Below are 12690 nucleotides of genomic sequence, written 5' to 3' on the forward strand. Positions count from 1 at the left end.
TAGTTCCTCCTTATTCTGCTGCATTAAATAATTCTACTGTTTTTAATGCTTGTACATGCCTCCCGTTATTAAAATGTATTCGTTTCATAAAGGAGTATGACAAAAATAGAATAAAAAAAACTGGATAGGAATATTCCTACCCAGCTTTTCACATTATGTTATGCACGTGAAACGTATGAACCATCTGTTGTATTAATAATTAATTTGTCCCCTTCATTTACAAAAAACGGAACTTGAACAATCAATCCTGTTTCGACAGTTGCAGGTTTTGAACCGCCAGATGCTGTATCTCCTTTAATACCCGGCTCCGTCTCTGTAACCTCAAGTTCAACAGTATTAGGAAGCTCGACACCGATCGTTTCGGCTTGATACATCATAATCTGAACTTCCATATTTTCTTTTAAAAATTTCAATTCATATTCGATTGCAGCAGAACTTAATTCAATTTGTTCATAAGATTCATTATCCATAAATACATGCTGATCACCGTTAGCATAAAGATATTGCATTCTACGGTTATCAATTTGTGCTTTTGCTACCTTTTCACCCGCACGGAATGTTTTCTCTTGGATCGCACCAGTTCGAAGATTCCGCAGCTTGGAACGTACAAATGCCGCTCCTTTTCCAGGCTTAACATGTTGGAAATCCATTACTCTCCAAATTCCACCATCTACTTCTATCGTTAATCCAGTACGAAAATCATTAACAGATATCATATATCGTTTTCCTCCTAATCGTTCAACTACGGACTATTGTAAAGGCACATTGTCCTTTTTAGCTGCGTATGGCATTTTAAAGAATTATTAAGTCCTTAGTGGAATGAGTTAATGTTTCATTAGAATTTTCCGTAATCAACGTATCATCTTCAATACGGACACCACCGATTTCTGGTAAGTAAATACCTGGTTCGATTGTAACTACCATACCCGGTTGTAGGACTATATCAGATCTCACTGATAATCCAGGTCCTTCATGAACTTCTAATCCAATCCCATGACCAAGTGAATGACCGAAATATTCACCATAACCTTTTTCAGTAATAAGCCCGCGAGCAATTGCATCCGCCTCAATCCCTGTCATACCAGGTTTAATTTTTTCAACAGAAAGCAACTGTGATTCTAATACAATATCATAGATTTCTTTCAATTTATCTGAAGGTTCTCCTACTGCCACTGTTCGAGTAATATCAGAAACATAGCCCTTATGAAGTGCACCATAGTCTAATGTTACAAAATCTCCTTTTTCAATCACTTTATCAGAGGCTACGCCGTGAGGAAGGGCAGATCTTGCTCCAGAAGCCACTATGGTGTTAAAGGATGAAGATGTAGCTCCCGCTTTTCTCATGAAAAACTCTAGTTCATTGGATACTTCCAATTCTGTTACACCAGGCTTAATAAAATCTAATATATGCTTAAACGCAGCATCAGCTATATCGGCTGCTTCCTTTAATATCTTAATCTCTGATTCCGTCTTAATCAAGCGTAAATTTTCGATTAAGTTAGAGACCGGCAATAACTCCGCTTTAAAAGATTGCTGATAAACTTGGTAATCGGAAAAAGTAACATAGTCTTTTTCAAAGCCAAGCTTTTTAATTCCCAAAGTTTCTATTTGTTTAGCCACTTCTTCATGAATTAGACCTTTATGTTGGATAACAGTGTATCCTTCTGCTTGTTTCGAGGCTTGTTCTACATAACGAAAATCAGTAATAAATAAAGCATTTTTTTCTGTAATTAGAGCTACACCAGATGAACCAGTAAAATTTGTCATGTAACGACGGTTAAAAGGACTAGTAACTAATATTCCATCAATGCCATGATTGGAAAACTGATTACGTAAATTCTCTAGTTTTTGCATAATTTATACTCTCCCTACTATGTATTCTGTCATTGCCTTTAAAGCTAATTCATACCCATAAAATCCAAATCCTACAATTTGACCAATTGTTACGGGTGATATCACAGATTCTCTTCGGAAAGCTTCCCTTGTATGGACATTAGAAATATGAACTTCAATCACAGGGACATCTATACTGGCAATCGCATCGCGGATTGCATAGCTATAGTGCGTAAATGCACCTGGATTTAAAATGACCCCTGAATAATTTTCTTCATAGGCTTCATGCAATTTGTCAATAATAGCTCCCTCATGGTTGGATTGAAATGGATCCACCTTCACTTTGTATTCTTGTTCCAACTGCTTGAAGCGCTGATGTAAATCATCAAGAGTGTTTTTACCGTAAACATTTGGTTCTCTTTTTCCTAATAGATTTAAATTGGGACCGTTAATTACTAAAAATTTCATACATTAAAACACCCTTTAACAATGAATGGTAAAAAAAAAGAATATTCTACAAAGGATATTTTATCATAATTATTTTAACAATAACTATTGTTTCTTTTGTTGTTCTTTAAATTGTTTAAACTCATTATGCTCGTATGAAATCGAATATCCTACAAAAAGTCCATATAAAGCATATACACAAGCAGAAGCGATTATAGTATTTAAATCAATTCGAAAAAATGGCTTCATGCTAGGGAAAATCGGATTTAAGATGAAGAAAACGATTAAGAAAATAATCAAACCATAACCAATACCCATCCACATTGTTTGCACTTTCTTTAATAGACCATAATAAACTAAAGCGGCACCTATCGATAATATTCCATATAATAAAATGGATAAAATAATCCCTATCCAGCTGTCTCTCCAAGTACCAACAGTAAATGGTTCTAATATGATATTTGGTTCAATTGTAGAAAAATTAAAATAGTAAAATAAATACCCTAATAGACTCCAAATAACCCCTCCTATAAAACCAGTTAAAATAACCAGAAGAATAAAAGAGCTTCTTTGATATGGATATTCTTCATTCATCTCTAACATATGTGCACCCCCGAAATTCATTCATTATCTTTAGAGTATCCACAAGTAATTAAGCTAGTCGTATTTTTGTTTTTTTAGTAAAATAAGTATATAGATTCTATCTTTTAATAGAAATTGTGGTAAAATAATAAACTATTTGTTATACCAGAAATTTCTAAAGTGTTTATAATAAATAACAACAATAAAAAGTTCAATCACAGAAATGGTTGGTGAAATTAGTGGAAGCTCAAAAAAAGCCCGCATATGGCGGCCAAGCAGTAATAGAGGGCGTTATGTTTGGAGGAAAGAATCAAACAGTAACTGCTGTTCGCAGGAAGGACAATACAATTGATTATTTTTATTTACCTCGAAAGTCAAATCCTACTTTGCAAAAGCTAAAAAAGATTCCTTTTTTAAGAGGAATCATTGCGATTCTTGAGGCAAGCGCAAATGGTTCACAGCATTTAAATTTCTCTCATGAAAGATTTGATTTAGATCCAGAAAACGATCATAAAATAACCGAACAAAAAGTCTCTAAGACTACAATGGTTTTAGGCGTTGCAACCGTCGGTGTCCTTTCTTTCATTTTTGGAAAGTTTGTTTTTACACTTGTTCCAGCAATTTTAGCTTCATTTACAAAACCTGTATTTTCAAGTGATATTTCCCAAGTCCTTATTGAGGGCTTAATAAAACTGCTTCTATTATTAATCTATATATATGTCGTATCCTTAACACCAATTATTAGACGTGTTTTTCAATATCATGGTGCTGAGCATAAAGTGATCAATACATTTGAAAATAATTTGGAGCTTACTGTTGAAAATGTTCAATCTCAATCTAGGTTACATTACCGTTGCGGAAGCAGCTTTATCATCTTTACAGTATTAGTAGGAGTTTTTATTTATATGTTTGTCCCTACTGATCCTTTATGGCTACGTATAGTTGATCGGCTAGCACTTATCCCCATTGTTTTAGGCGTTTCTTTTGAGGTGTTACAATTAACTAATAAGTTTAGAGATATTCCCGTACTTCGTTATTTAGGATATCCGGGACTCTGGCTTCAGCTTCTGACAACTAAAGAACCTTTAAACGATCAAGTCGAGGTTGCAATTGCTTCCTTTCAAGAATTATTGAAAGTAGAAAAAGATCATACACTTATTGAAGTAAATACACAAAATATCACTAGCTAACCATTTGCTCAGGCTATTGCCGGATAGTGAAATAATGGGTTTATTCGTTTCCTAATTCCCATCTCATCGCATATTCTAATACCAATACTTATATCCTTCAATAATCTTATTATGCGAAAAATTGGTATAAAAGGATAAATTTGCGGACAAAATACTTATGATGCTCATAAGGGAGGTGGCTTTTTTGCTAATAAGAAAATGGCTTTTCGGTTTAGTTTTTTTACTTGCTATCATTGGATTTGGATCGTTACTATTTCAACAGCCTGGGGCATTGTTTAAACAGTTAATTATCGGGGCTTTCATTATATGCGTTGTCTATATGATCTATCGAATCTGGTTAGGAAAACGCTCAGGTGCACAGGATAAGAGGGCTTTTCTAAAGGCTGCACGAAAATCAAAAAAACGGATAAAAAATCGCCAAACGTCCGCAACCACACATACACAAGCTTTAAAAAAGCCGATTCGAAAAAAATCTACAGCAAACTTAACTGTTATTGAAGGAAAAAAGGGTAAAAAGAAAAATCGAGCTATATATTAAGAAAAACACTAATCATTTTCAAATGTGAGAAGAAAAGAAATCGCTATATAGCAGATTTCTCTTTTTTTCGTTAATTATTAATATGACCATGTTTTTAAAAATTCTTCTGTTCTTGAACGCCCTAATTCTATTAGGGCGTCTTTTTTTTCCTTTGTTATTTGAAAGTCAGTTGAAGAGTAGTTCTTAGCAGGAATAAAGACGATATCCTTTTCAAGCCTTCTTGAAATATATCTTGCATCATGTGCATCTTTCATCGTTTCAAACAATGCTTCAAATAATTGAATACCGTTGCGAATTTTGTGTTTTGGATGCTCACTTATTTTATAACTTAATGTAAGCCCAATAACTGGACGAATTTTTTTAATTTCACTTTTTACAAATATCCACATTGGAAAGTTACTTAATACAGCACCATCGACCATGATATTGGTCCCCTCTAAGCTGCGAAGTTTAACAGGTTCAAAAAAATAAGGAATATTACAACTCATTCTGATAGCCTTTGCAACGGGAAAACTATCAATTGGTACTCCGTACTGTACTAGGTCATCAGGTAAAACTAGCAATCTACCATTACTTAGATCAGATGCCACCACTTTAAGGGAATTTTTCGGCAAATCTGAAAAAGTATATACACCCTTCACTCTCAACATCTCGCCTATCCAATCTTCTAATGCCTTTCCTCTATACAGTCCTAGCCGCCAATAAAGTAATAACCATTTGGTAATTTGATTTGGAAATGGTAACCATGTTTTTCGCGAATCTAATAACTTTTGAAATTGGATTTGATCAGTGAGGCTTATCATTTCTTGACTCGAATATCCTGCTGCAATTAATCCTGCAATAATGGATCCTGCACTTGTTCCAGCTACACGCTTCAATTTGAAGCCTTTCAATTCTAAAGCCTCATATGCCCCAATCAATGCTAAGCCCTTCATCCCACCTCCAGAAAACACCCCATCAATTTCCATTCTACGCATCCCCTTTGGTGTCAATTCTCTTGTTATATTCTTAAGATGAAGATGGCAAAAATAGAACCTACATCCGCGAAATAATAAAAAGGGATAGGTTAAAAAACCCATCCCTTTTCATCCAATTATAAACCACATCTTAATTGCGCATTGCAATTATCACATGTATTACAGCCGCCTATTTCTTTGACAGTACCTTTACGGCAAACTGGGCATGTATTTCCAATCTCAGAACCAATGGTTACACTTGTTGAACGTAAATCTTGGATTGTGTCAACTAAAACTACTGCTTGTTTTTCTTTCGTATTGTCCAATCCACTTCCATCATCAGCTTGATTTTCTTCTGCTTTTAATGTTAAAACTTGTGAGTCTCTGCTGCCATCAACATAGACTGTTCCGCCTTTTGCTCCACCTTTATAAAGACGTTCATATACTTTTTGAACTTGCTCAACAGTATACCCACGTGGAGCATTAACTGTTTTTGATATAGAGCTATCAATCCAGCGTTGGATAATGCATTGAACATCTGCATGTGCTTCTGGCGCCAGCTCCATCGCTGTTACAAACCAGTTTGGTAATTGGTCAGAATTAGCTTCAGGATTCTCATGCAAATATTCTTGCACGATTTCTGCTTTTACCTCGATAAATTTCCCTAAACGGCCACTACGATAATAAGTGAATGAAAAATATGGTTCAAGTCCTGTAGAACAACCAATCATCGTACCAGTTGAACCAGTTGGTGCGACAGTTAATAAATGAGAGTTACGAATACCATGTTCAAGGATAGACTCGCGAATGTCCTCTGGCATTTTCTTCATAAATCCTGATTGGATAAAGGCATTACGTAATCGATTCGTTTGTTCAGCTGTTTCCCCTTGTAAAAATGGGAAGCTTCCCTTTTCCTTTGCCAATTCAATAGAGGCACGATATGCAGTAGTTGCTATCGTTTCCATCACATTATCAACTAGCTGGTTCCCTTCTTCTGAACCGTATTCCTTTTCACAATAGATAAGTAAGTCAGCTAGTCCCATTACCCCAAGACCTACTCGACGTTCACCGAGTGCTTGTTTTTTATTTTCTTCAAGGAAATATGGTGTTGCATTAATTACATTGTCTTGAAGACGTACACCAATTTCAACGGTACGTTTCAGCTTTTCAAAATCAACTGTTTTGTTCACCTTATCAGCCATTTGCGCTAAGTTTACAGCTGCTAAATTACAGACTGAATATGGTGCAAGAGGTTGTTCCAATATTGTTATCCTAAAGGCTTTTTATCCTTTAGCTCTTACAGTTCATCTTCCTGTAAGTTCGGCATATATTTTCATTGTGCTGATATTAACTCATTCCATATTCAACACAATGCTGCGGCCTCTTGGGTAGATTATATTCTACTAAAGAAAAGTAGTTTCACTACCTATGCTCTGCCCCTGACTATCCTATTATAGATAGCCTTCGGTTCGGATTCCCACTCTCAGGGTTCCCGCTTAATTCCGCAGTTTTTTACATGAGGCAAACTAAGCTACCTTACCACATGGATTTGTTGCTACTACCTTTTGCCCATAAGCTTTTGCATTGGTCATGTCATTTGCATTGTCGATAAAGAAAATTCCCGGTTCTGCAGAATAGGTTGCACAAATATTGATAAGATTCCATAATTCTTGTGCTTTAATTTTGCGATAAGTTCTAACTTTATGCCCTAGCTTTTCCCATTCACGAACATCGCCAACTTCATGCCATTGCGTATTATAGATTTTCATTTCGTCAGAATGATAATTTTCAACATCAGGGAAACGTAATTCATAATCTTCATTGCTTTCTACTGCATCCATAAAATCCCTTGTTAAACAAACAGAAATGTTAGCACCTGTTAAAAACTCTGGATTATGAACGGTATATGTTCCGCCTAATTTTAATTTCTCTTCAGCTTCTTTAATGATGCTTTCATTAAAGCCTCCAAGACCAGGAATTGTTTTATAGTTAATGATTCCTTGATACATTGCTTTTTCTTGTTCTGTCAAAGTAGTAAATTTCAACTTATCCTTTGCATGCTTTTTAATCGACTCATCATTTGTATTTTCAATTAGGAATCGTAAAATACGCGGATTTTGCATTTTAGAAATGATGAATTCCACAATATCAGGGTGCCATGATGAAAGCATAATCATTTGCGCCAATTTGTTACGTTGATTCGTTAGATCAACTCTCTAAGTCTCCCTAGAGTTCAGACCATATCTTACACTCATCTGAGTGCCCTCGCACTTCGGAATCACTTGATTCCTACTCTACTCGCTTCCACTTATTTGTGTGCTTTCGATGGTCGTTGAACCTTCACCAATTAACAGGTGCTTGGCTGCTGATTGTCTTTGACCACTTACTGTTTTTAAGCATTCACGCTTACTGTTTCCAGTTACGTTGTAGCCAGTAAGTCATTTATGATGCTTTTAACAAAAATTTTGCTTTTTCGCGGGTGCTTTGCATCATATGGTTGCATGTCATTCACCTCAAATTTAATATAAAAATTTATATCTTTCTTGGGTGTAATTTAACATGTTTGACCATAAAGAGTTTCCAGCAATTCACGAGGTTTATTTATAGACGAGGCACTCATGCTAATTTACCACGTCTTGATCCGCCTTGTTCTACAAGATGTGTAAGTTTAGCAATGTCATCGAGCCATGAAACTGATCCAGAGGACTTACCGTTTACACCTTTTGCTAATGTATTTCTCGGACGAAGAGTCGAACCATTCGTTCCAACTCCGCCACCTCTGCTCATAATTTCCATTACTTGTTTTCGGTGCTCAGAAATCCCTTCACGTGAATCCGGTACAAACGGCATCACATAACAATTAAAGTAAGTAACTTCCGTATCCGCACCAGCACCGTATAGAACCCTGCCTGCAGGTACAAAATTTAAGTTTACGAGTTCTTGATAGAACTTTTCAAACCATTCTTGTTTCTTTTCTTCCGTTTCTTCTACCGAAGCTAAGCCTGTTGCGTTTCTTTTTGCAATTTGCTCATAATACACTTCTAACGGTTTTTCGATAATATCTAGTGGTCTAGTAATAATCCCTGTTTCTATTTCCTTTGGATCATCCAGTGCACCTCGATATTCCTCATCAATAAGCACATCTGCCATTTTCTTTTCCCAGTCGATGTTTTTGATAAAACCTAGTCCGCGTGCAGGGAATGTTGGGTCCTCTTTAATCGTCAATACCACAAAATCACCATTTGCTAGTGTGATTTTCTCCGTATCCTTAAATGCATAACGATCAATCATCACTAGACGAGATACACCTTTATGTGTAATCTTCATATCCGGGGTAACAGGATGTACTTGAGAAAACAATTTGATATCCTTATTTAATTGTTCCTCATTAATCTTTACTTCATTTGTAAACGCAACAGACATATTGACAACTCCTTCTATCTTTCTAGCAATTACTCTTTTCTGTTTCTCTCGTTGTTTTGTCTTATTTAAATTACCATAAACGTATATAGAAAATCAATAAATAAATACAATATATTGTGTTATGACCTTTATTACACATACTATATATTGCGCAAGAGTTGAACTTTGTTCTTTTTTGTCAAATCGTAAAATAAACAAAACAAGGAGAAAAAAAGAGAATAGAAGAGGTATAGAATTATTTTTAATTATTTTTTAATCATTTTCGTGGTTGCACATTTTGGATGCTTATAAAAACAAGGGAAATGCTATATTCATCATTTTATCTATAAAAATAAAAAAGTTTTTTTCGTTAAAAAGTTTTGATTCCTAACCTATTGATGAATATAATAGAAGATAGTGTTACTTCGTAGAAAGGAGAAAGTCTTGTGACAAGTTTATATTTTCTTATTATTGTAATCATTGCTGTTATCACTTACACTCTTTACAATTATTTCTCTCAAAAAAGAGCGGTCAAAACGATAAATGAGGAAGAGTTTAAAGCTGGATATCGTAAAGCGCAATTAATCGACGTTCGCGAAGCGAATGAATTCGAGGGTGGACATATACTAGGTGCTCGTAATATTCCATTGTCTCAAATGAAGATGAGAATGAAAGAAATTCGACCTGATAAGCCCGTCTATTTATATTGTCAAAGCGGTCTTCGCAGCGGAAGAGCAGCCCAGATGCTTTATCGAAAAGGCTACAAAGATCTGTATCATTTACAAGGTGGCTTTAAAAAGTGGACTGGCAAAATAAAATCAAAATAACTAACATTAACCGTAGTGAATAAACTACGGTTTTTAACTTAATCCTCTGAGTTCGTCAATGATTTAATAAATATTAATAAAGGCCTCCACTTTTTAGTAGAGGCCTTTTAACTATTTACTATAACGTAACACCGGTTTACGTGCTGCTTGTGTTTCATCTAAACGTTTCACAACGGTTGTGTGTGGTGCTTCTTGAACAATTTCTGGGTTTTCTTCTGTTTCTTTAGCAATTTGAATCATTGCATCGATAAATGCGTCTAAAGTTTCTTTCGATTCTGTTTCTGTTGGTTCGATCATCATACATTCCTCTACATTTAACGGGAAGTAGATAGTTGGTGGATGGTACCCGAAATCTAACAAGCGTTTAGCAATATCTAAAGTACGGACACCAAGTTTCTTTTGACGTTTTCCGCTTAATACAAATTCGTGCTTACAATGACGGTCATATGGTAAATCATAATATTCAGCTAATCTTCTCATCATATAGTTCGCATTTATTACCGCATTTTCCGTCACAGCTTTTAATCCATCTGGTCCCATTGTCCGAATATATGTGTAAGCTCTAACATTAATGCCAAAATTACCATAGTAAGGCTTTACACGTCCAATAGACTGAGGACGATTATAATCAAATACAAATTGATCATTTTCTTTCACAAGCACTGGTTTAGGAAGGAAAGGTATTAAATCTTTTTTCACACCAACCGGACCTGAACCTGGTCCACCCCCGCCATGAGGCCCTGTAAATGTTTTATGGAGATTTAAATGAACAACATCAAATCCCATATCGCCAGGACGTGCTTTTGATAAAACAGCGTTTAAGTTTGCTCCGTCATAATAAAGCTTTCCGCCGGCATCATGGACAATTTCAGCCATTTCTAAAATGTTTTCTTCGAATAAACCAAGAGTATTGGGGTTTGTTAACATTAAGGCTGCTGTATCAGAACCTACTAATCTTCTTAAATCATCTAAATCAACTAGACCATTTTCGTCTGATTTTACAGTAACTGTTTCTAAACCTGCAACAGTAGCAGAAGCAGGATTTGTGCCGTGTGCAGAATCAGGGACAATGACTTTTGTTCGGTTTACATCACCATTCGCTTCATGAAAAGCACGAATCATCATTAAACCTGTCCATTCTCCATGTGCACCTGCTGCTGGTTGAAGGGTCACTTCATCCATCCCTGTGATTTCTATTAAATGCTGCTGCAAATCATACATTAATTCAAGTGCACCTTGTACAGTGCTTTCATCCTGAAGTGGATGAATATGAGCAAATCCCGGGAATCGAGCGACTGATTCATTAATTTTAGGATTGTATTTCATTGTACAAGAACCGAGAGGATAGAACCCTGAATCAACCCCATGATTTTTTTTCGATAATGCTGTATAGTGACGCATTATATCTAACTCGGAAACTTCAGGTAATTGCGCCTGTTCTTCACGAACATATTCAGATGATAAATAATCATTAATATCAATTTCTGGAACATCAAGTTCAGGTAGACTATAACCAATTCTTCCTGGTTTCGTAATTTCAAAAATCAATGGTTGATCAACCTTATTCATGGCTATCCCTCAATTCTTTAATAAATTGATCGATTTCTTCTTTAGTTCGTAGTTCTGTAACAGCTACAAGCATACAGTTTTCAAGCATCGGATAATCCCTGCTTAAGTCATATCCTCCGATAATCCCTTTATTTAATAATTGTTTATTGGCTTCTTTAACTGGTTTGTTTAGTTTTACAACAAATTCATTAAAACTAACACCATCAAACAATACTTCGAATCCATTTTGCTCAAAGGCTTTTTTGGTATAATAAGCTTTTTGGATATTTTGTATAGCCATTTCTTTTACACCTTTTTTACCTAAAGCAGTCATCGCAACAGATGCAGCAAGAGCATTTAGCGCTTGGTTCGAGCAAATATTAGATGTGGCTTTATCACGGCGGATATGCTGCTCACGTGCTTGAAGGGTTAAAACATATCCTCTTTTTCCATTTTCATCAACGGTTTCACCAACTAACCTGCCTGGAACTTTTCTCATCAGCTTATTTGTTACCGCAAAGTAACCGCAATGTGGTCCACCGAAGCTCTGAGGTATTCCAAAGACTTGAGCATCACCGACTACGATATCAGCGCCAAATTTCCCAGGAGGTGTAATCGCTCCTAATGCTAAAGGATTACTGGAAACGACGAATAATCCTTTATACTGATGGGCAAGAGGCTCTATTTCCTTCAATGGCTCAATTCGCCCAAAGAAATTAGGATATTGAACGATTACAGCTGCTACATCATCATTAAGCTCTTTTTCTAACGCCTTTAAGTCTGTTACACCATTGTCATGCGGAATTTCAACTACATCAATGTATTGACCTTTTGCATACGTTTTTAATACTTCACGAGATTCCGGGTGAACTGTTTCTGAAACTAGAATTTTTTTACGACGTGTTTGACCACAGCTTAACATTGCAGCTTCAGCTAATGCGGTACCACCATCGTACATGGACGAGTTCGCAACATCCATTCCCGTAATTTCACAAATCATCGTTTGGAATTCAAAAATTGCCTGTAGTTCCCCTTGTGAAATTTCCGGCTGATAAGGTGTATAAGCTGTATAAAATTCTGATCGTGAAATAACATGATCAACAATAGTAGGAATATAGTGATCGTATACACCTGCTCCTAGAAATGATACATTTTGCTTCAAATCAAAATTCTTTGCAGCCATGTGGCTTAGTTCCTTTAACAGGGATGTCTCAGGTTTAGCTTGTTTTATATTGTATAAGCCATTAAAACGTACTTTTTCTGGAATATCACTAAACAGATCATCTACTGAAGAAACACCGATTGTCTTTAGCATTTCCTCTCTGTCTTGCTCTGTCATCGGCAAATAACGATGAATTGTCATATTA

Annotated in this window: 10 protein-coding genes and 3 pseudogenes; 3 read left to right on the forward strand and 10 right to left on the reverse strand. The window is 35.8% G+C overall.

The annotated features are described in order from the left end of the window. Positions 1-158: 158 nt before the first annotated feature. The 4 genes from efp to ACQKP0_RS07950 form a co-directional block, all read right to left on the reverse strand. The gene (gene efp, locus ACQKP0_RS07935) at positions 159-716 is read right to left on the reverse strand and encodes an elongation factor P (RefSeq protein WP_427405283.1); all 558 of its coding nucleotides are present in this window, start codon (positions 714-716) and stop codon (positions 159-161) included. Positions 717-792: 76 nt separating this feature from the next. Then, on the reverse strand, positions 793-1854 hold the full coding sequence (locus ACQKP0_RS07940; RefSeq protein ID WP_427405284.1) for a M24 family metallopeptidase: 1062 nt from the start codon (positions 1852-1854) through the stop codon (positions 793-795). A gap of 3 nt (positions 1855-1857) precedes the next feature. Continuing rightward, positions 1858-2301 carry a type II 3-dehydroquinate dehydratase gene (aroQ, locus tag ACQKP0_RS07945; RefSeq protein WP_427405285.1) on the reverse strand — a complete coding sequence of 148 codons (444 nt, stop codon included), beginning with the start codon at positions 2299-2301 and terminating at the stop codon, positions 1858-1860. Between the two features lie 84 nt (positions 2302-2385). Next, positions 2386-2883, reverse strand: a complete 498-nt coding sequence (locus ACQKP0_RS07950) for a YqhR family membrane protein (protein WP_427405286.1) — start codon at positions 2881-2883, stop codon at positions 2386-2388. A gap of 218 nt (positions 2884-3101) precedes the next feature. On the opposite strand from ACQKP0_RS07950, the gene ACQKP0_RS07955 reads away from it, so the two are divergent. Both ACQKP0_RS07955 and ACQKP0_RS07960 read left to right on the forward strand, forming a co-directional pair. Continuing rightward, positions 3102-4052, forward strand: coding sequence for a DUF1385 domain-containing protein (locus tag ACQKP0_RS07955; RefSeq protein WP_427405287.1), 951 nt, complete (start codon positions 3102-3104; stop codon positions 4050-4052). Between the two features lie 175 nt (positions 4053-4227). Then, positions 4228-4590: an SA1362 family protein gene (locus ACQKP0_RS07960; protein ID WP_427405288.1), complete on the forward strand. Its 363-nt coding sequence runs from the start codon at positions 4228-4230 to the stop codon at positions 4588-4590. A gap of 77 nt (positions 4591-4667) precedes the next feature. Here ACQKP0_RS07960 and ACQKP0_RS07965 read toward each other — a convergent pair whose 3' ends face one another. The 4 genes and pseudogenes from ACQKP0_RS07965 to ACQKP0_RS07980 all read right to left on the reverse strand — a co-directional run. Continuing rightward, on the reverse strand, positions 4668-5558 hold the full coding sequence (locus ACQKP0_RS07965) for a patatin-like phospholipase family protein (protein ID WP_427405289.1): 891 nt from the start codon (positions 5556-5558) through the stop codon (positions 4668-4670). Between the two features lie 125 nt (positions 5559-5683). Beyond that, positions 5684-6805: pseudogene (locus ACQKP0_RS07970) on the reverse strand (vitamin B12-dependent ribonucleotide reductase); the annotation flags it as partial. A 279-nt stretch (positions 6806-7084) separates the two neighbouring features. Further along, positions 7085-7732 (reverse strand): annotated as a pseudogene (locus tag ACQKP0_RS07975) (vitamin B12-dependent ribonucleotide reductase); the annotation flags it as partial. Between the two features lie 442 nt (positions 7733-8174). After that, positions 8175-8969 (reverse strand): annotated as a pseudogene (locus tag ACQKP0_RS07980) (ribonucleotide reductase N-terminal alpha domain-containing protein); the annotation flags it as partial. Positions 8970-9394: 425 nt separating this feature from the next. On the opposite strand from ACQKP0_RS07980, the gene ACQKP0_RS07985 reads away from it, so the two are divergent. Continuing rightward, the gene (locus ACQKP0_RS07985; RefSeq protein ID WP_427405290.1) at positions 9395-9775 is read left to right on the forward strand and encodes a rhodanese-like domain-containing protein; all 381 of its coding nucleotides are present in this window, start codon (positions 9395-9397) and stop codon (positions 9773-9775) included. A gap of 111 nt (positions 9776-9886) precedes the next feature. On the opposite strand, the gene gcvPB is transcribed toward ACQKP0_RS07985, so the two are convergent. Then, positions 9887-11344, reverse strand: a complete 1458-nt coding sequence (gene gcvPB / locus ACQKP0_RS07990; protein WP_427405291.1) for an aminomethyl-transferring glycine dehydrogenase subunit GcvPB — start codon at positions 11342-11344, stop codon at positions 9887-9889. Further along, positions 11337-12686: an aminomethyl-transferring glycine dehydrogenase subunit GcvPA gene (gene gcvPA / locus ACQKP0_RS07995; protein WP_427405292.1), complete on the reverse strand. Its 1350-nt coding sequence runs from the start codon at positions 12684-12686 to the stop codon at positions 11337-11339. Before gcvPA ends, gcvPB begins: the two co-directional genes overlap by 8 nt. Positions 12687-12690: the final 4 nt, after the last annotated feature.

The sequence above is a fragment of the Heyndrickxia sp. NPDC080065 genome, from assembly GCF_050281185.1.
Taxonomy (GTDB): Bacteria; Bacillota; Bacilli; order Bacillales; family Bacillaceae_C; genus Heyndrickxia.